We start from the raw sequence: 23,572 nt of genomic DNA, 5'->3' as shown, positions 1-23,572 counted from the left end.
TTCGAATCGCGGCGGCGAGCGGGGGAAGAACTAGGCGCTTGTCCGCTCTGATGCGGGCCCTACCTCGACGGCGTAGTCGGACTGGAGCCACGCCTCGGGGTTGTCCGTGTCGTAGACGACGACATCGCCGTCGCCGGTCGTGAAAGCGCCGTACTGCTCGTCTGCTTGCTGCGTGTTGCTTGGGGCCGATGCCATTGTGTAGGTGTTGCATGGGGAGTTCTACCATATAAGCCTTGTCCGGGTGTCGTATGTAGTATTATTAGCATACTAGGACGGGTCGGGTGTCGCCGGTGTCTGCGGGCGAAGCCGGCTCCAGCGGCGGGACGCGGGAGTCGGCATCCCTTTGGGGCCGCCGGGCGAGCCCCCGCTTATGCAACGGACGGAGTCACCGGTGACGCCGCCGGTCGTCCTCACCATCGCGGGGAGCGACTCGGGCGGCGGGGCCGGTATCCAGGCCGACCTGAAGACCATCGAGGCCGGCGGGGCCTTCGGCACCAGCGCCGTCACGAGCGTCACCGCACAGAACACCACGGGCGTCCAGGGGAGCCATCTCCTGCCGACCGACGACATCGCGGCCCAGATGGACGCCGTGCTTGACGACTTCGGCGTGGCCGCCGTCAAGACCGGGATGCTCGCGACGGGCGAGGTCATCGACCTGGTGGCCGAGCGGGCGGCCGACCTCCCGAATCTGGTCGTCGACCCGGTGATGGTCGCGGCGTCGGGCGACCGGCTCCTGGCCGCCGAGGCCGAGGACGCCTACGAGGCGCTGGTCGCTGAGTCGGCGCTCGTCACGCCCAACGCCGACGAGGCCGAGGTCCTGACCGGGCGGGAGATAACGGACCCCGACAGCGCGGCCGCGGCGGGGCGGGACCTCGTCGAGATGGGCGCCGACGCCGCCCTCGTCAAAGGAGGCCACGTCCCCGGCGACGAGGTGGTGGACGTGCTGGTGACCGACGGGGCGGCGACCGAACTCCGCCACGACCGGGTCGACACCGACGCGACCCACGGCTCGGGCTGTACGCTCTCGGCGGCCGTCGCGACCCGGCTGGCCCACGGCGACGGGCTGCAGACGGCGGTCGCCGGCGGCATCGACCTCCTCTCGCGGGCAGTGCGGTACAACCTCGACGTGGGCGAGGGGCCCGGCGCGGTCCACCACGCGGTCGAGCTCCGGGACGACGCCACCCGCGAGCCGACGAGCGAGGCCGTAGAGAGCGTCGTCGCGGCCCTGACCGGGAACAAACTGGCCCCGCTGGTCCCCCAGTCGGGGATGGCCGTCGCGGGCGCGACCCCCCACGCCGAGCGGCCCGACGAGGTCGCCGCAGTCGACGGGCGCATCACGCTGACGATGGCCGGCCCGCGGCCGAACCACGGCGTCCGATTCGGCGCGGAGCCGGAGCTGGCCCGGAGCCTGTTGGCAGTGCGGGAGCGCGACCCCGCCCGCCGGTTCGCGGTCACCTGCCGGCTGCCCGACGACGAGGCCGCACTGGACGGGCTCGACGGCCCCGTCGCGTCGGTGGCCGCCGGCGAGCGCGAGCCGGACGCCGCGCCCGAAGCGCGGGTCGAGGCGGCGCTGGCGGGCGTCGACGGCTCGCCGGTCGCCGTCGTCGACCCCGGCGCGGTCGGCGTCGAGGGGCGGGTGCTGGTGCTCGCCGACGGCGCGGCGACGGTGACAGAGCGGGTCGAGACGATACTGGCGGCGGTCGAATAAGTCCGACCGGCCGTTACGTTACAGCTCGGATGTGAGGCGGACCTCGTCGTCAGTTACTTCGGCGACCTGGTCGGGGTTGAGCGCGTAGTCGTCGTCGTCGACCTCGTTCCACCCCAGCGAGGACATTATCTTGTCCGTCATGCCGGAATCCGGGTCGACGTAGGCCTGTCCGCCCCGAAAGCCCGAGATGACGCCTATCTCGTCCCCGTCGTGGTTAACTACCTTCTTCCCCTCGTCCGCTTCGGTGAGTTGGGTTTGTGCCATCGCAGTGGCTCTCGGGCCGACGGCGCTATTGTTATGCTGCGGCAATCGGGTCCAGGCCGGGCTTACTCACGCTAGTCGCTGCGGTACTCCTTGCGGAAGCCCTGGAACTCCGTCCGGTGGGCCTCCTCGTCGGAGAGGATGGTCACGGCGATGTCCTCTGTGACGGGGTCGTCGTTGTCCTCGGCCGCGTCGATGAGGTCCCGATAGGTCCCGATGGCGTCCTCCTCGGCGTCGAGGACGCCCTCGATGACCGAGATGACGTCGGTCGACTCCTCCGGGGGCTGTAGCGAGTCCTGCCGGGCGACGAACTCCGCCGACCCCGGCGGCTGGGCGCCCAGTTGTTTCAGCCGCTGGCCCAGCAGCTCGGCGTGGCCCAGTTCCTCCTGGATGTCGGTCTGGAGGCTCTCTTTTATCTCCTCGGCGCGGACGCCGTCGAGGACGATGGCGTTCGTCTGGTAGTTCATCACGGTCTCTATCTCGTCGCTGTACGCCTTCCGCAGCAGTTCGATGACGCGGTCGTTCGCCATACACGCGCTTGCCGTCTCGCACGTAAACTTATACGGACACCAACACGTCGGTAAGGCCGACGTATCGCGGTGCGGCACGCACCGGCGGCGCTGTATTGTTGGGTAAGCAATACTATCCGAAAGGGTAATCCGTCCCTTCCCCCCTGTGTCGGGTAACAGTGAACTCCCGGTCCGAGCGGACGGCGGCCGACCCGCGGCTCGGCGAGGCACACATCGAACGCGTCGGCGGCGTCGTCCTCGTCGGCGTCCTCCACGACCATCCCGCGAGCGTCTATCGAGTCCGGAGCGTGGTCGAGGGGGTCGACCCCGACGCGGTCGCGCTCGAACTGCCCCCGCTCGCGGTGCCGCTCGCCGTCCGCCAGGCGGCGGACGAACGGACGCCACCGACGCTGGGCGGGGAGATGAGCGCCGCCGTCCAGGCCGCCGACACCGACCGCGTCGTGGGTATCGACGGCCCCTCGGCGGGCTTTCTGCGCTATCTCGCCGCCGAACTGTACGCGGAGCGGGCCAGCGCAGACACCGTCCGCAAGGTGGCCGCAGGGCTCCGGTCGGTCACGGCACGGGCCGTCAAACGGCGGGCGGCGGCCGCCGTGATGGCGCTGACGTCGGTACAGCTCGCCGTCGACCCGCCGACCACGTACGACACCGGCCGGACGGACGACCCGGCGCGACAGGCCGAGGAGGAGCGTCGGCGGGCCGACACCGCCCGGTCGATGCTGCGGACCTTCGCCGCGCCGCCCGCGGCCGCCGTCCGCCGGGCGGCCCGCGAGCGGTACATGGCCGACCGGCTGGCGGCGCTCGGCGGGACAGACGAAGTGGTGGCGGTCGTCGGACTGGCCCACCTCGACGCCGTCGCCGGCCACCTGCGGGACGCGTGACGGGCCGGAGCGGCTGTGCATTGCACGCGCACGACCGACGCCCGTTCTTGCCGGTCGGGCGGGTACAGTGGAACCATGAGTGAACAACAAGCGAACCAGCGGATAACCGTGTACTCGGACTACGTCTGCCCGTTCTGCTATCTCGGCCGGGCGTCGCTAGAGCAGTATCAGGAGACGCGCGAGGAGCCACTGGAGATAGACTGGCGCCCGTTCGACCTCCGGAGCGGACAGCGCCGCGCGGACGGCACCATCGACCACAGCGTCGACACCGGGAAAGACGAGGAGTACTTCGAGGAGGCCAAGGAGGGCGTGCGCCGGCTGCAGGCGAAGTACGACGTGGAGATGGACCTCGACATGGCGACGGACATCGACTCGCTGCCCGCGCAAATCGTCTCCTACGCGCTCAAACAGAGCGAGGACTACGAGACGTGGCTGGCCTTCGACGAGGCGGTGCTCGACGCGCTCTGGCGGGACGGGCGCGACATCGGGGACGCCGACGTGCTGGCCGACATCGCCGACTCGGTCGGCATCGACTCCGAGCGCGTCGGTGAGCTACTCGCCGACGAGACGCACCGCCAGGCGGTCCACGAGCAGTTCCAGCGGGCCCAGCAACAGGGCGTCACCGGCGTTCCGACGTTCGCCTACGACGGCCACGCCGCCCGCGGGGCGGTGCCGCCGGCACAGCTCGAACGGCTGGTCGACGGCGTCTGAAACGGGTTCTACCGGCCTCGACGGCCGGTTCGTGCGTCGACGCGCATCTCCACGTAGCGGCGGCTCCACGTGTCGAAGTGAGTGCGTATCGACTGTCCGACCGTGGCGACCACGCCGTCGAGACGACGGTCGCGGGGCTGGCCGACGCGGTGCCCGCCGAGACAGGGTCGTCCCCAAGACACCCATCCTCGACTACGTCGGCGAGGGGATGGACATGGTCGTGATGGGGACCCACGGTCGGACCGGGCTGGACCACTACCTCATGGGCAGCATCGCGGAGAAGGTCGTCCGCCGGTCGCCGGTGCCAATCGTCACCGTCCGGCTGACAGCGGACTAAGCGGGCGTCGAGGGCGTTTCGCCGGTCGGGGCCGAACCGACTGGCCCGTCGCGTTCGGCGTCACGCAGCTGTTCGAACGCGGCGGCGATGACGGCCAGCGAGAACAACGAGCCGGGAGCGGTGACGACCGCGATGACCAATTGGCCGACGACCGGCGGGAGGAGCAGGCTCGAAACGAGTCCACCGACGCCGCCGAGCAAGCCGGCGGCGGAGACGGCGATGACGACGAGGACGAACAGCATAATCCAGTTCCCCTTGCTGAGGCGGTAGCTCGCCCGGAGCGCGGCGACGAAGTTCCGGTCCTCGACGGCGATGTAGGGCAGCATGAACAGGAAGGCGACGTAGGCGATGATGCCGGGGACGACCAGCGCAATCGTCCCCAGACCGATGAGCAGGCTGTAGACGAGCCCGCCGACGATGACGTTCACCAGGGCGAGAGGGACGTTCCGGGTGAACGCGCCGGACGGGAACTGGCCGCCGTCGCCGGTGACGAACGTCCGGGTGGCGACGACAGAGAGGTACGCGCCGGCGAGTGACCCGAGGAGGTAACCCCCGGCGGCGACCGACAGCGGGACGTCGAGGACCAGCGGTATCGCCTCGCCGGCCTCGGTGAGCCCGGCCTGTTCGTAGAGACGGACGACCATGGTGTTGCTGAGCGGCAGCAATCCGGCCATCAGGGCGATGTACGCGGCAAGCAGTATCGCACCGGTGCGACTGAGGAGGGAATCGAGGCCCGAACGGAGGGCCTGACCGATTTGGAGGGACATCACTTGTCACCTACAGAGAACTCGATGAAAAGGTTTGTCTAGCCGTGTGGGTTTGGCGCACGGACTACGCGCCGTCGGCGAACGCGGCGAGGTCGTCGGTCGGGACGAAGCCGTCCGCCCGCCGGTCGACCAGGTTGCCGTCGACGAACAGCAGGAAGGTGGGGACGCTGCGGACGGCGAAATCGGCGACCGCGTCGAGGTCCTCGCGGGGGTTGAACTCGACGACGGTTGCGTCGGTCGACCGGGCGACGCCGTCCAGAATCGGCGCCATCGACTTGCAGATGGTACAGCCGGCGGTCCGGACCATCACCAGCACCCGCTCGTGGTCGACGAGCAGGGCGTCAAGTTGCTCGCGGGAGTCGATAGATACCGTGGTCTCGGTCGTCATATACGGCCTACGCGGTTGAGCGTCAAAACCCCCTGGCCGGTCAGGACCGGCGGTTACTCGCAGCTGACCTCGTACTCGACGGTCCGGTCGTCACTCGTCTCGGCGTAGATTCCGGGCCCATCGGCCGTGGCACCGAACTCAACCGAGACGTCGTAGTCGCCCGCGGAGGGACACGTCACCGGGGCGGACACGTCGGTCGACTCGCCGACGTTGAGCGTCGTCTCGTTGTCGTCGCTGGTCGAGAGGCCCGGCTCCCCTTGGACGGTGTAGTTGACAGTGAGCGTGACGTTCTCGGGGAACTGGTTCGTGACAGTGACGAACTGGAGCGACATTGTCTCGTTGACAACGCCGTCGCGCTCGACCGTCTCGTTGGGGTAATCGAGCGCCATGTAGGCGTCTCCGTCGCCGACGACCTCGACAGTCACACCCCGGTCGGCCTGTGCTGACGTGAACCCGCCGCTACCGACGGCGATGCCGACGGTGACCACGAGCGCACACAGGAGGAAGGCACCGCTACGCATCGCTCACCTCCGGCGGGGATTCGCCTGTTCCCAGTCGGTTCCGGCGCGTGAGGACGTAGTGAGACATCGAGGAAACCAGCAGCGCCGCGAGCAGGAACACCGTCCATCCGATGTACGGTATCGCGGCGAAGGGCCCGATATCGAGCCACGACAGCGTCACGAGAATCGTTCCGATGGCGCTAAAGCCGATGTAGTAGAAGCTCCACGGGATGTCGTACTCATCGACGACCTCCAGATAGATGTCGAGGTCCTGAGCGGCGTCGGTAATGTGAACCTCGCCGGCCCGCTGGTCGAACTCGACGATGCCCGTCTCGTCCATCTTGGGCAGGTGAAACTGCTGGAGGGACGTGTAGACAGTCTTTCGCTCGCTGGCGGAGATGCTCGCGATGTCCGTCTCGTTTTCCCAGGCGGCGACCTGCTCGGCGAGATCCGAGAGCGTCGCGGCCGCGTCCTCGTCCTGCAGGTAGTGCAGGATGAACCGCCGCCGGCGGTTGCTCAGCATCTCGAACGCGTCGTCACGCGAGAGCTCGCTTCTGTCCTGACCACTCTGTACTCCGGCCGACTCTGGGGTCTCCCCCGTCCCCGATATGGCTTTGCTCATACCGTATCCCACCCCGGATCCCAACTCCGGTCACTTGACATGTAATGTGAGAGATGGTATAAATTTTTTCGTGGGGCAGTCCGGAGATGGAATTTGAGAGCAGTGGGAGTTGAAAAATGCCGGCAGTGATGTTGATATGTCTGGTCGGAGTTCCGTTACGAGTGGTCCGATAGCTCGCTCAGCGTGACGCATTTTTGATACGCCTCACGGAGGTGGTACTTCGCCTTGTCGTCGTCCGCCATTTCGAGGGCGGTCTCGAGATGCTTTTCGATCGGAGTCGTGCCGGGGGAGTCGTGGCTGGACATCAGTCTTACAACCGTTCATGTAGGTAGTATTGTGCTTTGTATCTCGGACTGTGAACACCCGCCAAAGGCCGTTTGAACGTCGTAGAACGGTATTTTTGGGGCGTAGACCGTCCCTTCTGCCCGTATTTCATCACCATGGTAGACCACGCAGTGGCTATCGAGTGCCCGTTCAAAGGACGCTATACCGGCTGGGCCCGCCAGCAGTGGGAAACGCAGAGACCGCATACTGCCGTTCAAACGTACTATTCAGATGTATCAAAGAGAATACTACAATGCGGGTAGGGTGTCTGGCCTCTGGTAGCGCGTCCGATCCACCCGGATGGAAGTGGGGGTGGAAAGGCGTGCGCTGAGACAACTATGAACCGACGCAAGTTCCTCATCGGCGCAGGATCGCTCGCGGCCGGCTCGGCCGCTGCAATGGGTACCGGCGCGTTCACGAGTGTGAGCGCGAACCGGACAGTGTCAGTTAACACGGCTAGTGACGCCAACGCGTTCTTGGCGTTGAATACCAGTGAAGGTGGAGAAAATTCCGACTACGTGCAAACGGGTGGCGGTCAGGTCAATATTCAGTTGAGCAGTTCCAATAATTACAATGAAGACGCCAGCGGTGTCAATCAAGACGGGATTACCCGAATACTCGATCTCTTCGATGTCGAAAATCAGGGGACGCAGAATGTCTTCGTGTACGCGAACAGCGTGAGTGATGGGGATCTCTTCGTCGACCCGCAAGCGTCTGATCGTCCCACGACCCCGGAGGAAACGGATAGCAATTACGGGACTGGGGAACCGAATAATGCAGCCCAGATTAGTGATGAAATCAGTCTGAGCGGCCGAGGTAATCAGGTCAACGGCAATTTCCCCGAAGACGATCTGAAGGGTTACAATTACCAGAGTTACATCCTTGAGCCCGGTGAGAGCTTCGCCTTTGGTCTGTACATCAACGGCGGAACGGACGATACCGCCTCTATCAGCACCCCAATAACCATCAACGCTGTCGCCGATTACGAAGACTTCTCCTCAATTAATCAGGGGTAATCTCAATGAATCGACGCACCCTGATTGCCGGCTTTGGAAGTCTGGCCTCGGGCAGTGTGTTTGCCATAGGCACGGGTGCGTTCACGAGCGTTAGCGCTGGCCGGTCGGTCTCAGTTTCGGTCGCCGCCGATGACGAAGCGTTCCTCAAACTAGAAGAACGAGGAGAGGGCCGGCGGTCATATGAAGACGGCAACACGGTTGGATTCGATATTCCGGGTCCTGACGATGATGACTACGGTGGAACAGACCCGGAAGGTCTCGGAACGGATTCGGTCTATCAGTTCGGAGACGACGCTGCTCACGATGAGAGTGGGTTGTTCTCAATCACCAACCAAGGGACGCAGCCGGTCGAGGTGTACAGCACGCAAGAGACAACAAGCGGATTGCCGGAAGTCACGATATATGACGTTGATACCGGAGATCTCCTCACTGAAGATAGTCCATCCGAAGCTATTGAAGTCGGGGAACAGCTGAATTGTGGGTTGGAAATAGACACCCAAGATGTCCCAGTACGGGAAGATGAGTACGACATTTCGCTCGTGATCAATGCTATCGTGACTGGAAGCTAGTACGGGAGCTGAAAATTCACGCTCTCAGCCCACGCCGGCATCTCGGCGGTTCGATTCCGCCGGTGGGCTTCGCCCGAGAGGGCGACACCTGAACCCCTAGCCAGTCTGTCCTGACCCCACAGACCACTCACCCCGGCGGTCTTGACCCCGCGCCGGGATTTTCCGAGAGAGAGACTGTTACAATACCGTTTGAACCGGATTCAAACACTCAAATACTAATTGCGTGGCATGAATATGTAGGGTCAGATTCGGTTTGTATGTCCCGCAAAGGGCTCCTCCTCGTCGCCGTCCTCGCCACAGCCGCGGTGCTCGTCCCGACCGGTGCGGCGCCCTTTGACCTGACGGGCACCGACGACGTGAGCGGGGACATCGAGCTCCGGCCCGCCGACGGCCCGAACGGAAACTACGCAGTTCTCGGTGAGGACGATGAACTCGAACTACTCCTGACGGGCGCGAATCCAGCCACGGAAGGCGAGGGCATCAGCTCGAACGCCGCCACCCCGATACCCCGCGTCTTCACGATGACCTACACCGGCGACCAGGAAGCGATAGTCTGGTTGACCGACGACGCCGAGGACGTGCGCTTCTACCGCGGCGACGACAGCAGTGACTCGCTCGAAGGGGAGGCAAACAGCGTCACCCTCGGGCCGAGCGAGACCGTCACCGTCGGGCTACTAGTTGACACCCGCGGGGAGCACGACGTCGAGCAGGCCGAGACCTTCAGCGTGAACGCCGAAGTGGCCGAGGACGATGACGACGACGGCTACGTTCCGCCGACCTCGACACCCACCCCGACCGAGGAGATCGAGACGGTCCGGACCCCAGTGGGGACGCCACCGACGCCCGACGAGGCCGAAACGCCGCCCCCGACGCCGTCGGAGCCGTCGACCGAGTCGCCGACTGAATCGTCGCCGCCGGACACGGCGGGCGGCGACGCGGACGGCGGACCGGTCGAGCTCGGCGGCCTCGGCCTCGGGTCGCTGCTCGGTATCGGCGGCGGGCTCGCCGTGTTGCTCTCGGCGCTCGTCGGCTACCGGTTGTTCGCGTAACTGCCGGAACTATGAAACCGGCGGGCGCCCGTCGATACCGTAGGAATGGACCGCGTCGGGGGAACGGACGCGACGGAGGGCCCGTTCGAGTCGCTTCGCACGCCGGCGACGGCGGCGGACCTGCTGCTCGTGCTCGCGGTCCCGGCCGCGTTGCTGGCGGCCGCGATGCTGCCGCTGTCGGTCCGCCGGTCGCTCGTCTTCGAGTACGCGGACCCGACGCTCTACACGGCGACGGTCTCAGCGTTCGTCCACGTCGGTCCGGGACACCTGGCGGTGAATCTGGCGGGGTACGCGCTCGTGGTCCCCGTCGCCTACCTGCTGAGTGTGGCCAACGGGGAGCGCCGGCGGTTTCGCGTGGCGTTCGTCTCGCTACTGGTCGCCTGCCCGCCCCTGTTGTCGTATCTGAACCTGGCTATCGTCCGCACCGGCGGCAGCGCCGGGTTCTCGGGCGTGTTGCTCGCCCTGTATGGCTATCTGCCCCTGGCGCTGGCGACCCACGCCGAGCGTCAGTTCGATATCGGGCGCCGGCGGACGACCGCGCCGCTGCTCTTTTTCGTCGGGCTGACGCTGATAACGCTGCTGACGCTCGGGGCAGTGGCGACCTACGGCGTGACCGTCCCGTATCGGGGCCGGACCGTCGCGGTCGGCCACGTCATCACGGCGACGCTGGTCGGACTGCTGGCCGCGCTCGCGCTCGTGCTGGCGCTGTACGCGCTGTCAGCGACCGGCGAGCGGGGGGACTGGCGTGAGCGGCTGCGGACGGCCGCCGACCGCGCGGGCCACTTCGAGCTTGCCGTCGTGGGGCTTGGCCTCTTTCTGATGCTCCCGCTGGCGACGTTCCCGGTCGATCCCGTGGTCGGCGGTCGGGTCCTGAATCTGTATACCCACTTGCTTGGCTACGCGCTCGGGTTCATCGCGTCGTACGTGCTGGTCGTCGTAGAGTCTGAGTGGCTCGGTCCGCCATAGCCACTCGAACCGGCAAGTAGGGAGTTCCTCCACACAAACGGTTATATGTCAGGGAAAATGAGGCTACAGTGATGGGACTGCGCAGGGTGGGGACCCTACTGGGGGAGGCAGCGCTAGTCGTTTTCCTCGTCTCGATGGTGCTGGGGCAGGTACTCGGCCAGCCGGTGCTTCTCGGGTTTGTCACCTCGGGAAGTATGGAGCCGACCATCGAGACCGGCGAGGGGTTCGTCGCGATTCCGGCGGAGATCGCCGGCCCCGTAGAGGAGGGCGACGTCGTCGTCTTCCGGTCCGAGGAGATACAGGGCGGCGGGCTCACGACCCACCGTGTCGTCGAGGAGACCGAACGAGGGTACGTGACGAGAGGCGACGCAAACCCCTTCACCGACCAGGACGGCGGCGAGCCGCCGGTCAGTGAGGCACAGGTCGTCGCTGTCGCCTGGCAACCCGGTGGGGCGGTGGTGACGATTCCGGGTGTCGGTGCCGCCGTCACCGCGTCCCAGGACGCGTTCGGGTCGGTCCAGCGCCAGTTGGCCGGGCTCTTTGGCACGCGCTCGCTGCTTGGTACCCAAGGTGTCGCGTACCTCCTGCTCTCGCTCTCCGTGGCCGGCTACCTCCTCGACCTGTATCTGGACGACGAGCGCGGGCGCACGCGGGAGACCGAGCGGGATACGGGGGTATCACTCCACCTGGTCGTCGTAGTCTTCAGCGCGGCTATCGTCCTATCCGCGACGGCCGCGATGACGGTCCCCGCGGGGCCACAGACCTTCGACATCGTCAGCGCCGAGACCGACTCGCCGGGTCCGCGCGTCATCGAGCAGGGGACCAACGAGTCGGTACCGTACACGACCGCCAACGGCGGGTTCGTCCCGGTCGTTCGGTACGTCGAGCCGGTCAGCGACGGGGTCGATGTCGAGCCGCGCGAGGCGGCGGTCGGGCCCCGCTCGTCGGTCAACGGGACGTTGACGCTGTCTGCCCCACCGGAGACGGGGTACTACCAGCACCACGTCGTCGAGCACCGCTATCTGCTGGTCCTCCCGCAGTCGACCATCCGGTCACTGTATCTGATTCACCCGTGGCTCCCCGTCGTCGTCATCGACGCGCTGCTGGGGGGCTCGTTTTATGCAGTGGGCGTAGCAGTGGGGAACTCCGGGCGGGTCCGCACACGGACCCGCGATGGACCGTCCCGGTTCGACCGTCTGCGGACGTGGCTCAGATAACGAGGACACACAATGGTGACAAGAGTATGAACGGGCGGACTCGACGACTACAGATAGCGATAGGGGACAACTACGCTCTCGCCGTGGGGATACTCGTGGTGCTTGCGGTGTCGGGTGGGTATCTGACCTACGTGACCCACGCGGACCCGGGAACGGTGACGGAGACCCGCGAGCGCAGCGAGTGGCAGTCGACCGGCCAGTTCAGCCATCAGGCAACCGTGGTAAACGGGACCACAGCGTTGCCGGAAGGGGCGGTACTACGGAACCGTACGACGTATTTCCGGTCGATAACTCCGGAGCTGAACGGGTCGTTTAGCTACGGCTACACCGCCAGCGGGGGAGGAAACGTCAGCGCCGAGACGACCGTCTCGCTGCTGTTGCGGTCGGTCGAGTCGGCCGAGAACGGCAACGGGAACGTGTACTGGGCGGTCGAGCGGAGCCTCGGCAACCGCACTGCTTCGCTGGCCCCGGGAGAGGAAACAGCGGTGCCGTTCTCCGTCAACGTCAGTGCCGCTACGGGGGAGGCGGAGCGAATCGACGCGGAGTTCGGTGGGACGCCCGGGGAGCTACAGACGGTCGTCGTGGCCAGGACGGAGCTGTCGGGGACACGAAACGGGCGGCCGGTCGACGTGACCCGAAGCTATCGGCTGGGGATTCAGCCGGACGGCAGCGTCTACCGCGTCGACGATCCCGGACCGGTTACCGAGTCGGACAACCGGAGCGAGCGAGTGACGGCCACAGCCGAGTACGGGTGGCCGAGAACCGTCGGTGTGCCGTTGCTGGCCCTGCTTTGTGGCGGCGGCGCGGTCGGGCTCGTCGTCGCACGGCGGCGGGGACAACTCAGTATCGACGACCACGAGCGCGAGTTGGTGGCCTATCGGGCGGACAGGGAGGAGTTCGACGACTGGATAACGACCGGGAGGGTCCCCGAGCCGAGCGAGGCCCCGTCGACGGTCGACGTCCACTCGCTCGAGGGGCTGGTGGACATCGCTATCGACACGGAAAACCGGGTCATCGAAGACACTACGCGGGACATATACCTCGTGTTAGCTGGAGACCGGTGGTACCGCTACGACCCGCCGAGGGGAACGAGCCGGACCCGCACCGGAGACAGCTCAGAGACAGGGGACGACTGATACTGGTGGCCGCACGTTCGTAAAGAGATTCACCACCCGGGGTGGCGAATTCCTTCGGTTTGTTACAGCCACCGGTATGAGCCACGACCGTGGGGTATAATGCGACCGACCCCCCGAGGTCGGGTATGGACGCGGCGCTCGGGCCACCGGCGAAGATGGCCGAGCTGGACGACGAGCTGACGCCGATGATGGCTCAGTACTTCGAGCTGTGCGAGCGCTACGACGAGGCGCTCGTCCTCTTTCAGGTGGGGGACTTCTACGAGGCCTTCTGTGCGGCCGCAGAGCGGGTCGCCCGGCTGTGTGAGATAACGCTGACCCAGCGGACGGACTCGACCGGCGAGTACGCGATGGCGGGCATCCCCATCGACAACGCCGAATCGTACATCGAGACGCTGCTGGACGCGGGCTATCGGGTCGCCATCGCCGACCAGGTCGAGGACCCCGAGGAGGTAAGCGGCGTCGTCGAGCGGGCCGTCACGCGGGTCGTGACGCCGGGGACGCTGACGGAGGCGGAGCTGCTGGACGGGGCCGACAGCAACTACGTCGCGGCCCTGGCCGCCGGCGAGGCGTACGGCCTCGCGCTGGTCGACATCTCGACGGGCGCGTGTTACGCGACCAGCGTGGACGCCGAGACGGCCGTGGCCGACGAACTGCGCCGGTTCGGCCCGGCCGAAGCCATCGTCGGGCCCGACGTCGACGTTGACCGGGAGGCGGTCTTCGGCGGTGGCTGTCTCGTCACCGAGTACGACGCCGACGCCTTCGACACCGAGCGCGCCGAGACGCGCATCGAGCGGTATTTCGGCCCGCCCGAGCGGCTGCTGGCGGGCGACGCCGAGCGGCGGGCCTGTGGCGCGTTGCTCGCCTACGCCGAGTACACCCGCGGGAAGTCGGGGGCGGTCGGTCCCGACGGCGAGCCGGTCGACCCCGACGTCGACCCGGAGGGCACCCTGGATTACCTGAACCACCTCACGCGGTACGACCCCCGCGAGTACATGCTGCTTGACGCGGTCGCCGTCGAGAGCCTGGAGCTGTTCGACCGGCGCTCGGTTCGCGGTCACGGGAACCTGACACTCGTGGACACGCTCGACGAGACGGCCTGTGCGCTGGGCCGGCGCAAGCTCACGGACTGGCTGCGCCGGCCGCTGCTGGACGAAGACCGAATCGAGGCGCGACACGAGGCCGTCGGCGAACTGAAGCGCAGCCCGGGGACCCGCGAGCGGCTGTCCGAGTTGCTCTCGCAGGTGTACGACATTGAGCGGCTCATCTCGCGGGTGTCCCGCGGCCGGGCGAACGCGCGGGATCTGCGCTCGCTGGCCTCGACGCTGTCGGTGGTACCCGAGGTCCGCGAGGCGCTGGCCGGGTCGGAATCGCGGCTGCTCGCTGACCTGGAGGCGACGCTCGACCCGCTGACCGAGACCCGCGAGGAAATCGAGGCGGCCATCCGGCCCGACCCGCCCCAGCAGATAACCGAGGGCGGCGTGATTCGGGCGGGGTACGACGACGACCTGGACGAACTGCGCTCGACGGAGCAGTCGGGCAAGCAGTGGATAGACGACCTCGAAGCGAGCGAGCGCGAGTGCACCGGTATCGACTCGCTGAAGGTCGGCCACACGGCGGTGCATGGCTACTACATCGAGGTGACAAACGCCAACCTCGATTCGGTGCCCGAGGACTACCAGCGCCGCCAGACGCTGAAAAACAGCGAGCGCTACTACACGCCCGAGCTGAAAGAGCGCGAGGAGGAGATACTGCGGGCGGAGGCGGCGGCCGACGACCTGGAGTACGAGCTGTTCTGCCGGGTGCGCGACCAGGTCGCCGAGGAGGCCGAGCGCGTCCAGGCGCTCGCCGACAAACTCGCACGGCTCGACACCCTCGTCGCCTTCGGCGAGGTGGCCGCGACACGGGGGTACTGCCGCCCGGCCGTCGGCGCCGACGGCATCGACATCGAGGCCGGCCGCCACCCCGTCGTCGAGCGCACCGAGGAGTCGTTCGTCCCCAACGACACCCATCTGGGAGGCGAGGCGGCGGACGGTGACGGGACGGCACGGCCCCGCTTCGTCGTCCTCACCGGGCCGAACATGAGCGGGAAGTCCACCTACATGCGCCAGGTCGCGCTCTGTTGTGTCCTCGCTCAGACCGGCTCGTTCGTCCCGGCGTCGTCGGCCGACCTGCCCGTGCTCGACCGTGTCTTCACCCGCGTGGGCGCCAGCGACGACATCGCCGGCGGCCGCTCGACGTTCATGATAGAGATGACGGAGCTATCGACCATCCTGACGGAGGCGACGGCCGACTCGCTGGTCCTGCTTGACGAGGTCGGGCGGGGGACCTCGACGGCCGACGGGCTGGCTATCGCCCGCGCGGTCACCGACTACCTCCACGACGAGGTGGGCGCCTACACCCTCTTTGCGACCCATCACCACGACCTCACCGCGGCGGCCGACGAGCTGTCGGGCGTGGCCAACCGCCACTTCGGGACCAGTCGTGAAGGCGGGGCGGTCGTCTTCGACCACGAGCTGGCCGACGGGCCGGCCGCCGCCTCCTACGGCGTCGAGGTGGCGGCGATGGCCGGGGTGCCCGAGCCCGTCGTCGAGAGCGCGCGCGAGCGGCTGGCGGACGACGAGGCCCCGCCGGCCGAGACGGGCTCCCGAGCGGGACAGACATCTGAGCGGGGCGAGGCTGCCGGTGCGGCGCTGGGCGACGACCCCGAACTCGCCGCCCTGCTGCGGGACGTGGACGTGGCGACGATGACACCGCTCGAAGCGCTCAACACGCTGTCCGACCTTGTAACCCATGCCGAGCGGAGGCTAGGTAACCAGTAAGGGAACACGACTTTTATGATAAAATGAAAATGATAAGCACATGAACTGTAGTGGTGGTAGAACTGACGAGGCCCCGCTCGTCCGACGGACGAGGGAATCGGACGCACGGACGCTCGCCGTCGTTCGAGCCGTCGCGGCCGCCAAGAACGAAAGTCCCCAGTCGCTCGCCCCGCTCGGCAACGTGGTCGACCCCGACGCCCTGGAAACGGTGGTCGACGAGTCCGACGGCGCGACGCACGTGACCTTCAGCTACGCCGGCCACCGGGTCGTGGTGTCCGGCGAGGCAGTCGAGGTGTACTAGGTCGGTTCGAGCGAGACGAACTCCAGGCCCCGCTTCGCGAGCAGCTGGCGCGCCCGGTCGGTCACTGACGGGGCGACCAGGATGCCCCGGACCTCGGTCCCCGCGTGGAGGTCCCGCTCCAGGGCGTCGACGTATCGGCCGAGCTGTCCGACCGCGTCCGGCCCGACGCGGCGCCGCTTCAGCTCGACGACGACGGTCCGACCGGCGTCGTCCTCGCCGTAGATGTCGACGGCGCCGGCGGGGGTCGCCCGCTCGGTCGCCAGCGGCGTGAAGCCGGGTTCGACGAGGGACGGGTCCTCGAGGATGCGCTCTTTGAGGTCGGCTTCGGTCCCGGAGACGGCCAGCTCCTCGGGGTCGCTGACGTCGAAGGCGGCGGCGTGGGCCACGGTCTCGAAGGCGACGTCGAGCGTCTCCGCCGGGTTCGACCGCTCGGAGTGGAGTTCGAGGGCGCCGTCGCTGACGGCGACGGAGTGCTCACAGCCGGGGGGCTGCCAGTTGACCGGCTGCTGGCCCTCGTCGGTGTGGACCAGCGCCGCCCCGTCCGGTTTCAGCGTCACGTGGCGGTCCCCCGGCCCGAGCGAACTCGCCGCGCGGCCGTCGTACTCGACGGTACACCGGCCAAAGAGCGTCACCATCGCGCCCCGGTCGATGGCGCGGGCGACCAGGTCGCGGGCGGTGTCGGCCTCCGGGTACGAGAGTGTCTCGACGGCGCTATCGGCAGTCACGGCTGTGGTTAGCCGTCGTCGCGTAAAAATGACGCGTCGCCGGGACGGTAGAGGGCGTCGGCCCGGCGCGCCAGTCCGAGCAGGAGCATCGCCCGCGCGGCGTCGGGGGCGGCGCCGTCGGCCACGGCGTCGACAGCGCGGCTCTTGGCCTCGGTCCAGCGGTCGCGCAACTCGTCGGGGTCGTCCGTCCGGGCCAGGGCGACGTCGTCGTGGTCGGACAGCGTCGGGTCGAGCCAGCAGACGCAGTACCAGCGCGGGGTCACCCCGAGGACGACCAGCCGGTCGTAGCCGGCGTCGATTTCGTCGAGGACGGCCGTCGCCGATAGGTCGCTGGCGAGCGGGGTGGACTGGGCAAGCGGGTCGACGGTCACGCCCCAGTGGGCGTGTCGGCAGTCGTAGCGGCCGTCCGACCGCGGGACGACCACGAGCGCGCGCTGGCCCATAGGCCGGGATGGTCCCGGCACCGTACTTGAACGCTCGCCGTCGGGGCGAGCGGGACAGTGGCGGCCGGTACCGGCCGCCCATGTCAACTATGCACAACCCTCAAGTGTCGCGTCACCGTACTATCACGTATGCTCGGGAGTGACTGGCTGTACGGTGCCATCGCCCTGCTGGTCGGCATCCACATCCTGACCATGCTGTACGCCTATCGCCGCCAGGGCGAGCCGGCGAGCGGAGCCGCACAGTCCGACCCCGGGGCGACGCAGCCAGCCACCAGCGACGAGGGGACGGAGCTCGTCACCTGCGCCAACTGCGGTACGAGAAACGAGCCAGGCTACCAGTTCTGTCGGGAGTGTATCGCCGACATGTCGAGCGGCACGCCACAGCGTCCCTCGCGGGAGCGCCCCAACGCCCACTGAGCGGTGACAGCCGCCGAGGCCGCGGCGCCGAACCACCGTACGAGCGCGCTATCCGCCCGATTGAAAGCATTTACTCGATTCCGTGTCAGAGAGATTTTATGTACATCCGGTCGGTAGACACTGGTGATGCCTCGAATCGAAGTCCCCGAAAACCTGTACCGACAGCTCGAAGCGGAAGCAAACGGTGACCAAATCGACGACGCGCTCTGGAAGATGGTCGGGACCTACCGCCGGAAGAACAACCCCGAAGCCGACCGCCGCTAGCAGCGACAGGTTTCTCGTGGGACGGCCGAAATTCCCACACGGGTCCCGTCAGCGCCGGGACCGCGTCGCGGGCGAGTGTCCAACCGCTTCGAGCGCCCCGACCAGTCCAGCTCCTTCGACGCCGGCCTCGACCAGGTCGGCCTGTTTGAGAATCACCGAATGGGTCGTCTTGCCGTAGATGACGGGGCCGATGTACGCGTCGGACAGCGCCTCGACGTGCTACGCATATTACTCGGTTAACGGTACGTCGTGACTCTGGTCCACGAGATACTCGGCGGTCTGTTTGCCGACACGGCCGCCCATAGGATGACGAATCGTCAGGGTGTGACTCGTTGGAACGTCTGAGAACCGCGATAAACCGGATATGGACTCGCCGGGCAGGTTTTCAGCAGTGCAGTCATGCGGTTTTGGGTGTTTCTGAACATCGGTTATGGCAGGTGGTCGGTTCGCACGTCCATCTTCTCGCGTTCGGTTCGAGCGTCGTAGTGCTGGTACAGCACATCGAGCGATACGTCCATCCGCTCGCTCACCGTCTCCGGTGGGGTGTCCTCCGTCAGGTGGTGGGTGATAGCCCCTCGTCGGACGGCGTGGGGCGACCGCGACGACGGGCACGCCGCGACGTTCGCCATCCGGCCGCGAGCGTCACACGTCTCCGGTGTCCGGTCGTGCGGACAACTCGCGTAGCTGCACGGATGCAGCGCCCGCATCACCCACTTGTAGATGGTCTGCGGGGCAGGACGGCCGCCGTCGTCCTTGGTAAACAGCGGCTCTCGGCCGTACTCGTCCGTGCCCTGGACGCGGTCCGGGTTGTCGACGTAGTCGTCGAGAATCTGGAACCACTTCGGGCCGAGATAGACCCACCGCTCGCCGGCCTCGCCGTTCTTGAGCTTCGTCCCCTCCTCAATACGGTGTTCCAAGCGTACCGCGTGGGCGTCGGGTTCCAGATCGTCGACATCGAGCGACCAAATCGCGCCCCGGCGCATCCCGGTACGCCACATGAGCGCGATAAGCGCGTGTTCCCGGCTGGCGTACCGATGCCGACCGTAGTACTCCAGGGCCGCAGTCGCCCGGCCGGGGTCGAGATGCACGTCCTTGCTCTCCGCTCCGTCGGGCAGCTCGGGCGCGTGGACCTTCTCGCTCAGTCCCTCGTCGACGGCCTCGATGTCGGCCCACCAGCGGAGCGCCTGTCTGATAGTCGATAGCTGTTTCTGGAGCGTGATGGGGGCGATATCGCCCCGTCGCCACGCCACGAAATCCGAGATATCCCGGCCCGAGAGCGTGTTCAGGTTCTCGATATCGCGCTCGTCGCACCAGTCGAGGAAGTACTGTAGCCGGGTCTTCGCGTTCTGGAGGGTGGACTTCCGAACGGACGGCTCCCGGTGGGTCAGGAACCGCTCGACACCCTCCTCCGGCGTCAGCGGGTCGAGGTCGTCAGTCATACCTCCAAGCCCTCGCAGTTCTGGAAGTGGTCGATGGTGATGAGGTCGCCATCGGACACCAGGAAGGTCTGCCCGCAGTGCTCACACCGCAGGACGCCCTCGTGCTCAGTCATCCGCGACCACGGCCTCGGTAGCCTCGGTGTCGGCAGTCATCTCCCGCGCCCGCTCTCGCCACTCCTCGTCAGCGACGCGCTGGGGTTTCATCCCCATCTTGTCCGGTTCGCCGTGTCGCTCCGTCCGGATACGCTGAATGGCCCGTATCCGGTGCGGGGGGAGTTTGAACGTCCGCCCGTCCCACTGCTTGAGCCAGAGCCAGCCGTTCTCTCGGACCTTCGCCGAGGCGACGTACACGTCTCCATCCCCGTCCACGTCGATAACGGCCGGCTTGTCAGCGTCGGTCAGGTTCTCCGGGTCGGGGCCGGGCCGACCACCGTCGGTGGCGATGAGCTGCTGTTCACACTTCGGGCACTGGCGGGCGTCGTCTGCGACGAACCCGGAACAGGTGGGGCATCGCCTAGCGTCTTCGCCGTCGTTCTCGACGGGCTCCTCGGCGTTCCGGGCCTCGTCTATCCAGTCGTCGTGGTCATTGTCATGCTCGCCGGATTCGTCCCGACTGACGGGCGTGACGCCGCGTAGACGGCCGCAGTGGATACAGCGTTGGACTCCGGTTCCGGGGCGCTCGTCGTAGACATCCCGGTCGCTACAGTCGGGACACCGCACGACGAACTTGTCCGGGTCGTGGTGGTCGGGCTCGAAGCCGGCCGGGAGACGGGCCGACTCCGAACCGGCGGAAGGAGTCGCTGCTCTACTCATCGTCTCCCTCCCGACTCTGCCCGCGTTCGTCGAGGAACGAAACGACGGCCTCGCCAGCGTCGGTGAGGCCGTAGATACGTCCCTTCTTGCGCTCCTCGGAGACGAGAAGCTCCACGATGTCGGCGTCTCGCATCTCCCGAAGGGCTCGGGAGACGTGCGAGATGTCGTGAGTGCAGGCGTCGGCGATGTCGGACGGGGTAGCCGGTCCGTCGGCGAGGTCGTCGACGACAGCCTCCCGCACCGTACTCGACTTCACCAGGGAAGCGTCGTCAAAGTCCACGTCGGCGCTCATGGACTCTCGCCCCCAATCACCGCACTCTTTTGACCGCGCGATTCGAACTGTCCAGTCCGGGCCGGCATACGGCCCGGTGCGTTGGTTCCGTTCATCTTCGGGTACGGAACCACCCTTTCAGGGCCGTGTTGCACCACGGCCCTGGACTCGGTACGACGCCAGAGGCTTCGCTTTCTCGTAGCCTTCAGTTACGTACCAAGTGGGCAGCTCCTATGATACCTATAGTGCGACCATTACATTAATGTTGTGGACATACTATCTACGCTGTTATCGGATCTATTATGCCATATCCGAGGCCTTGAGGTATCACTGTTACAGAAATGAGGATAATGAGACGTTCGGGTGCGTGGATGACCATATGGGATGACCGGATTCTAGAACTTGCTCGGGAACGGGATTCGGTTTCGCCAAAAGAGCTTGAGGATAGCGGCTATTTCAAAATCTCTCGGACACAGATTTCCCGCCGACTCGGGAAACTTCGGGACCACCACCTTCTACAGCATCTTGGCAACGGTGTGTATATCATCACGAATCGAGGAGAGCAGTATCTCGACGGCGAGATAAGTACCTACGAGGACGAGCCCGACGAAGTGCCGGACACCAACAACGGAAACGGGCCAGCAGGGACAACCGAACCAGGGAACGCGGGGTGATGGACCATACGACAAACTGCCCACTGGATGAAGCGCGAAGATGACCGTATCCTCGAATATCTCGACGGGGAACACTGGTCGACACCGTCGCTCATCGCTACCGACGCCTTCGAGCAGGTGTCGAAAGGCCACGTCGAGGAGCGGTTACTGTTCCTCCAGCACGCCGAGCTAGTCGCAGCGCTACACGGCGACATGTACGAAATAACGTCTGAGGGTCGGCGGTATCTCGACGGCGAGCTGGACGCCAGTCACCAGCCGACGCCTACCGTGGAGAGGGTTCTGAAGGGGTAAATTCAAGATGATTTAATGAGATGTGAACGTTGTGCCAATACGTGAATGTGGCTGGTATCTAAGTGGAGAATACTATGCAACCGCTAAGACAGTCGAGACAGAATCATGAACCGGCGTGCCCTCCTCAAAACAGCGACGGCGACGGGGCTTCTAGCCTTCGCGGGCTGTTCGTCCAACGGCTCGGAAGATAGCGAACCGGAAGGTGATGGACAGCAAAGTCCCGAACCAGATAGTGAAATAACCCCGCCACCGGAGAATATCGAGGCAAGAACGTCCATAACTACGAACTACAGGTTTGCCCATCAAAATAGGGGGGTAATCAGGGACACGATTTCGACCGCAGTTGATTCATACGAGAACGGCTCATACGGGCAGGTTGTAATGCTCCTTGAGAGCAGCCAAGGTTACGATAATTACGAGAGCCTTGCCAATGGGGTCTCTGAAGATTTCGCTGAAGTGGCTGAGACAGCGGAACAAGAAGAATTCACTGAGGTGGCTGTTGCGGCCCGAGCTGGAGAAGCCGAAGCCTCTGCATTGGCGAATGCAGGGGCCGAGCTGCTTGAAGCGGGTAGATTAGCAGGAAACGGACAGCAACAAAGCGCCGATGAAACATTTGCGAGTGCTCAAAGCTTCATCGAAACGGCCGACACCGAAAGTCAAGACGTTCTCTCGCCGTCTGAGGTCGAAGAGCGAGTTTAGAGCCAGTCCACTTTCTCCCGCTCCCTCCGCTGCGCTTCGGGGCTGTGGGTCCCCCTGTAGTGGTCTAAGAACGTATCGAGATCGTCCCACCCGCCCCAGTCGCAAACGACCATAGCGTCCACGTCGGCAGACCGGAGCGAGGTCGCCCAGGTACGCCGTAGGTCGTGCATCCCGACGTAGCTCCAGCCGGGGTCATTTGTCACAGACTCCAGCTCGTCCGTGGTGTCGGCTATCCAGTTCCGCAGGGTTCGGGTCGTCGCGTCGACGGCGGGGGCGTCGGCGGGCTCGTCGCGGATGTCCCCGACGGTTCGGATAGTGGTAGCCAGATTCGGCGGCACGGGCGTCTCTCGGTACTTGTCGGTCTTGGCCGACTCCCACACCCTGAGCATCGTGCCGGCGTCCGTGTCGGCGACGTGGGCCGGTGCGACGTTCAGGACCTCGGCCGACCGCAGGCCACATCGGGCGGCTAGCTGTATCGCTATCCGCTTCTCGGTATCGTCGAACTGCTCGATGAGCTGCTCGACCTCGCTCTCGGACAGCCACACCTTCATGCCGTCCTGATTCTCGTATTCTTCTAAGTTCATTTCCGGTATGTCTGCTTGGCGGAAGGATAACCTAGAATCTTTGGGGTCGGGCGGGGGTGATTCGGGGTCGTTCGGGGGTAGATTTTCCGGGTCTACAGCCAGAAGCGGAAAGCCAGTCGGCCGGTCATAGTCACAGAAATAATCTGTATTACTTTCACTGAACACTCTGAGATATTCTTATGTCTCGTTTCGCCAGTGTGCGTATCGGCCTTCTCGGGCCGGTGAAACAATGGCAACAGGCAGATTTGACATACCCGACGCGGCCCTCTCGCCCATCTTCGTTGCGGCGAGTATGATCTCGCTCGGGCTAATCGATTCGAAGTGGTTCGGTATCGACTTCGCCAGCTCGGTGATGTCGTTCTCTGGCGACGGGCAAACGACGACAATCACCATAGCGACGGTGATTTCTCTCGGGGTTCTCGGGTACGCCTACTACACCAACCGGCAGGACCGGAGTAGCCTCGAACAAGTGGAGATATGGATAGTCGCGGCGACGGTCGCGCTCATCCTCGTCCCGCCGTTCGTGCCGGTTCTCTCCGAGTTCCTCTCGGGCGATTTCCCGGCGTTCGTGGCTCTCATCGTACAGGCTGGCGGCTACTACTCCCTGAGTTTCACAGGCTGAACAAATCGCTTCAAGACTACAACAATGAAAGACGCTCTCAACATCGGTACGTGGACAGTTAACGGAATCGCGGCGATGAACTGGGGACTGGTCGAACTAACCGACACCAACCTCCTGACGGATACCCTCGCGCTCGATGCGGGCACGGCGGGGCTCGTGTACGTCGTGATCGGTGTGTCGGGACTCCTCGGGCTGTACCAGCTCGTCGACGAACAGATCATGGAGGGCTAG

General features: G+C 65.6%; 33 protein-coding genes. 19 read left to right on the top strand and 14 right to left on the bottom strand.

The window, feature by feature from the left end:
• Positions 1–30: 30 nt before the first annotated feature.
• Entirely contained in the window at positions 31–195 is a 165-nt protein-coding gene (locus NJQ98_RS01795) for a DUF7331 family protein (protein ID WP_262175070.1), read from the bottom strand.
• 175 nt (positions 196–370) lie between these two features.
• Here NJQ98_RS01795 and thiD point away from each other — a divergent pair, with 175 nt between their 5' ends.
• Positions 371–1,708, top strand: a complete 1,338-nt coding sequence (gene thiD / locus NJQ98_RS01790; protein ID WP_262175068.1) for a bifunctional hydroxymethylpyrimidine kinase/phosphomethylpyrimidine kinase — start codon at positions 371–373, stop codon at positions 1,706–1,708.
• Positions 1,709–1,726: 18 nt separating this feature from the next.
• Here the strand turns inward: thiD and NJQ98_RS01785 are convergent, their stop codons facing one another.
• Positions 1,727–1,972, bottom strand: a complete 246-nt coding sequence (locus tag NJQ98_RS01785) for a DUF8593 domain-containing protein (RefSeq protein ID WP_262175066.1) — start codon at positions 1,970–1,972, stop codon at positions 1,727–1,729.
• 71 nt (positions 1,973–2,043) lie between these two features.
• On the bottom strand, positions 2,044–2,499 hold the full coding sequence (locus tag NJQ98_RS01780; protein WP_262175063.1) for a ferritin-like domain-containing protein: 456 nt from the start codon (positions 2,497–2,499) through the stop codon (positions 2,044–2,046).
• Positions 2,500–2,657: 158 nt separating this feature from the next.
• Here NJQ98_RS01780 and NJQ98_RS01775 point away from each other — a divergent pair, with 158 nt between their 5' ends.
• From NJQ98_RS01775 to NJQ98_RS01765, 3 genes are all read left to right on the top strand, one after another.
• Positions 2,658–3,377: a hypothetical protein gene (locus NJQ98_RS01775; RefSeq protein WP_262175061.1), complete on the top strand. Its 720-nt coding sequence runs from the start codon at positions 2,658–2,660 to the stop codon at positions 3,375–3,377.
• 75 nt (positions 3,378–3,452) lie between these two features.
• The gene (locus NJQ98_RS01770) at positions 3,453–4,088 is read left to right on the top strand and encodes a DsbA family oxidoreductase (RefSeq protein ID WP_262175058.1); all 636 of its coding nucleotides are present in this window, start codon (positions 3,453–3,455) and stop codon (positions 4,086–4,088) included.
• 208 nt (positions 4,089–4,296) lie between these two features.
• A complete protein-coding gene (locus NJQ98_RS01765; RefSeq protein ID WP_262175055.1) occupies positions 4,297–4,425 on the top strand; it encodes a universal stress protein in 129 nt (42 codons plus the stop codon).
• Here the strand turns inward: NJQ98_RS01765 and NJQ98_RS01760 are convergent.
• The 5 genes from NJQ98_RS01760 to NJQ98_RS01740 form a co-directional block, all read right to left on the bottom strand.
• A complete protein-coding gene (locus tag NJQ98_RS01760) occupies positions 4,422–5,192 on the bottom strand; it encodes a DUF7847 domain-containing protein (RefSeq protein ID WP_262175051.1) in 771 nt (256 codons plus the stop codon). The two genes, NJQ98_RS01765 and NJQ98_RS01760, sit on opposite strands and share 4 nt — an antisense overlap.
• Positions 5,193–5,256: 64 nt before the next feature.
• Entirely contained in the window at positions 5,257–5,580 is a 324-nt protein-coding gene (locus NJQ98_RS01755) for a thioredoxin family protein (RefSeq protein ID WP_262175050.1), read from the bottom strand.
• A gap of 53 nt (positions 5,581–5,633) precedes the next feature.
• A complete protein-coding gene (locus NJQ98_RS01750) occupies positions 5,634–6,101 on the bottom strand; it encodes a DUF1616 domain-containing protein (RefSeq protein WP_262175048.1) in 468 nt (155 codons plus the stop codon).
• A complete protein-coding gene (locus NJQ98_RS01745) occupies positions 6,094–6,702 on the bottom strand; it encodes a DUF7344 domain-containing protein (protein ID WP_262175045.1) in 609 nt (202 codons plus the stop codon). The genes NJQ98_RS01750 and NJQ98_RS01745 overlap by 8 nt, the downstream gene beginning before the upstream one ends.
• Before the next feature lie 155 nt (positions 6,703–6,857).
• The gene (locus tag NJQ98_RS01740) at positions 6,858–7,007 is read right to left on the bottom strand and encodes a hypothetical protein (protein WP_262175041.1); all 150 of its coding nucleotides are present in this window, start codon (positions 7,005–7,007) and stop codon (positions 6,858–6,860) included.
• 357 nt (positions 7,008–7,364) lie between these two features.
• On the opposite strand from NJQ98_RS01740, the gene NJQ98_RS01735 reads away from it, so the two are divergent.
• The 8 genes from NJQ98_RS01735 to NJQ98_RS01700 all read left to right on the top strand — a co-directional run bounded on the left by NJQ98_RS01735 (position 7,365) and on the right by NJQ98_RS01700 (position 16,099).
• A complete protein-coding gene (locus tag NJQ98_RS01735; RefSeq protein ID WP_262175039.1) occupies positions 7,365–8,042 on the top strand; it encodes a hypothetical protein in 678 nt (225 codons plus the stop codon).
• 5 nt (positions 8,043–8,047) lie between these two features.
• Positions 8,048–8,611, top strand: coding sequence for a hypothetical protein (locus NJQ98_RS01730; RefSeq protein WP_262175038.1), 564 nt, complete (start codon positions 8,048–8,050; stop codon positions 8,609–8,611).
• Positions 8,612–8,868: 257 nt separating this feature from the next.
• Positions 8,869–9,660, top strand: coding sequence for a hypothetical protein (locus NJQ98_RS01725; RefSeq protein WP_262175035.1), 792 nt, complete (start codon positions 8,869–8,871; stop codon positions 9,658–9,660).
• Between the two features lie 45 nt (positions 9,661–9,705).
• Positions 9,706–10,626, top strand: coding sequence for a hypothetical protein (locus NJQ98_RS01720; protein WP_262175031.1), 921 nt, complete (start codon positions 9,706–9,708; stop codon positions 10,624–10,626).
• Between the two features lie 71 nt (positions 10,627–10,697).
• On the top strand, positions 10,698–11,843 hold the full coding sequence (locus tag NJQ98_RS01715; protein ID WP_262175027.1) for a signal peptidase I: 1,146 nt from the start codon (positions 10,698–10,700) through the stop codon (positions 11,841–11,843).
• Positions 11,844–11,869: 26 nt separating this feature from the next.
• Complete coding sequence (locus tag NJQ98_RS01710; RefSeq protein WP_262175024.1) at positions 11,870–12,979, top strand: DUF5305 domain-containing protein; 1,110 nt, start codon at positions 11,870–11,872, stop codon at positions 12,977–12,979.
• 125 nt (positions 12,980–13,104) lie between these two features.
• Complete coding sequence (gene mutS / locus NJQ98_RS01705; RefSeq protein ID WP_262175023.1) at positions 13,105–15,798, top strand: DNA mismatch repair protein MutS; 2,694 nt, start codon at positions 13,105–13,107, stop codon at positions 15,796–15,798.
• A gap of 40 nt (positions 15,799–15,838) precedes the next feature.
• Positions 15,839–16,099 (top strand): HalOD1 output domain-containing protein, encoded by a 261-nt coding sequence (locus NJQ98_RS01700; RefSeq protein ID WP_262175022.1) that lies wholly within the window; start codon positions 15,839–15,841, stop codon positions 16,097–16,099.
• Here the strand turns inward: NJQ98_RS01700 and nucS are convergent.
• Positions 16,096–16,824 (bottom strand): endonuclease NucS, encoded by a 729-nt coding sequence (gene nucS, locus NJQ98_RS01695; RefSeq protein ID WP_262175020.1) that lies wholly within the window; start codon positions 16,822–16,824, stop codon positions 16,096–16,098. The genes NJQ98_RS01700 and nucS overlap by 4 nt on opposite strands.
• A gap of 8 nt (positions 16,825–16,832) precedes the next feature.
• Positions 16,833–17,267: a DUF6735 family protein gene (locus tag NJQ98_RS01690; RefSeq protein WP_262175016.1), complete on the bottom strand. Its 435-nt coding sequence runs from the start codon at positions 17,265–17,267 to the stop codon at positions 16,833–16,835.
• A 129-nt stretch (positions 17,268–17,396) separates the two neighbouring features.
• Here NJQ98_RS01690 and NJQ98_RS01685 point away from each other — a divergent pair, with 129 nt between their 5' ends.
• On the top strand, positions 17,397–17,684 hold the full coding sequence (locus NJQ98_RS01685) for a DUF7577 domain-containing protein (protein WP_262175014.1): 288 nt from the start codon (positions 17,397–17,399) through the stop codon (positions 17,682–17,684).
• Positions 17,685–17,810: 126 nt separating this feature from the next.
• Positions 17,811–17,948 carry a hypothetical protein gene (locus NJQ98_RS01680; RefSeq protein ID WP_262175012.1) on the top strand — a complete coding sequence of 46 codons (138 nt, stop codon included), beginning with the start codon at positions 17,811–17,813 and terminating at the stop codon, positions 17,946–17,948.
• A gap of 428 nt (positions 17,949–18,376) precedes the next feature.
• On the opposite strand, the gene NJQ98_RS01675 is transcribed toward NJQ98_RS01680, so the two are convergent.
• From NJQ98_RS01675 to NJQ98_RS01665, 3 genes are all read right to left on the bottom strand, one after another.
• Positions 18,377–19,387 carry a tyrosine-type recombinase/integrase gene (locus NJQ98_RS01675; RefSeq protein WP_262175011.1) on the bottom strand — a complete coding sequence of 337 codons (1,011 nt, stop codon included), beginning with the start codon at positions 19,385–19,387 and terminating at the stop codon, positions 18,377–18,379.
• A gap of 105 nt (positions 19,388–19,492) precedes the next feature.
• On the bottom strand, positions 19,493–20,200 hold the full coding sequence (locus NJQ98_RS01670; protein WP_262175010.1) for a hypothetical protein: 708 nt from the start codon (positions 20,198–20,200) through the stop codon (positions 19,493–19,495).
• Positions 20,193–20,492: a winged helix-turn-helix domain-containing protein gene (locus NJQ98_RS01665; RefSeq protein WP_262175008.1), complete on the bottom strand. Its 300-nt coding sequence runs from the start codon at positions 20,490–20,492 to the stop codon at positions 20,193–20,195. The genes NJQ98_RS01670 and NJQ98_RS01665 overlap by 8 nt, the downstream gene beginning before the upstream one ends.
• Before the next feature lie 320 nt (positions 20,493–20,812).
• Here NJQ98_RS01665 and NJQ98_RS01660 point away from each other — a divergent pair, with 320 nt between their 5' ends.
• The 3 genes from NJQ98_RS01660 to NJQ98_RS01650 all read left to right on the top strand — a co-directional run bounded on the left by NJQ98_RS01660 (position 20,813) and on the right by NJQ98_RS01650 (position 22,135).
• Positions 20,813–21,145: an ArsR family transcriptional regulator gene (locus NJQ98_RS01660; RefSeq protein WP_489146071.1), complete on the top strand. Its 333-nt coding sequence runs from the start codon at positions 20,813–20,815 to the stop codon at positions 21,143–21,145.
• 27 nt (positions 21,146–21,172) lie between these two features.
• A complete protein-coding gene (locus NJQ98_RS01655) occupies positions 21,173–21,436 on the top strand; it encodes a hypothetical protein (RefSeq protein WP_262175003.1) in 264 nt (87 codons plus the stop codon).
• A gap of 105 nt (positions 21,437–21,541) precedes the next feature.
• On the top strand, positions 21,542–22,135 hold the full coding sequence (locus NJQ98_RS01650) for a hypothetical protein (RefSeq protein ID WP_262175000.1): 594 nt from the start codon (positions 21,542–21,544) through the stop codon (positions 22,133–22,135).
• On the opposite strand, the gene NJQ98_RS01645 is transcribed toward NJQ98_RS01650, so the two are convergent.
• The gene (locus NJQ98_RS01645) at positions 22,132–22,719 is read right to left on the bottom strand and encodes a site-specific integrase (protein WP_262174997.1); all 588 of its coding nucleotides are present in this window, start codon (positions 22,717–22,719) and stop codon (positions 22,132–22,134) included. The genes NJQ98_RS01650 and NJQ98_RS01645 overlap by 4 nt on opposite strands.
• A gap of 229 nt (positions 22,720–22,948) precedes the next feature.
• Between NJQ98_RS01645 and NJQ98_RS01640 the strand changes: the two genes are divergently transcribed.
• Together NJQ98_RS01640 and NJQ98_RS01635 are read left to right on the top strand one after the other, a co-directional pair.
• Positions 22,949–23,341, top strand: coding sequence for a DUF8023 family protein (locus NJQ98_RS01640; protein ID WP_262174995.1), 393 nt, complete (start codon positions 22,949–22,951; stop codon positions 23,339–23,341).
• Positions 23,342–23,365: 24 nt separating this feature from the next.
• Complete coding sequence (locus NJQ98_RS01635; RefSeq protein ID WP_262174994.1) at positions 23,366–23,572, top strand: hypothetical protein; 207 nt, start codon at positions 23,366–23,368, stop codon at positions 23,570–23,572.

Source organism: Haloarcula laminariae (assembly GCF_025457605.1).
GTDB lineage: Archaea > Halobacteriota > Halobacteria > Halobacteriales > Haloarculaceae > Haloarcula > Haloarcula laminariae.
This window is presented reverse-complemented; position numbering and strand designations above follow the sequence as displayed.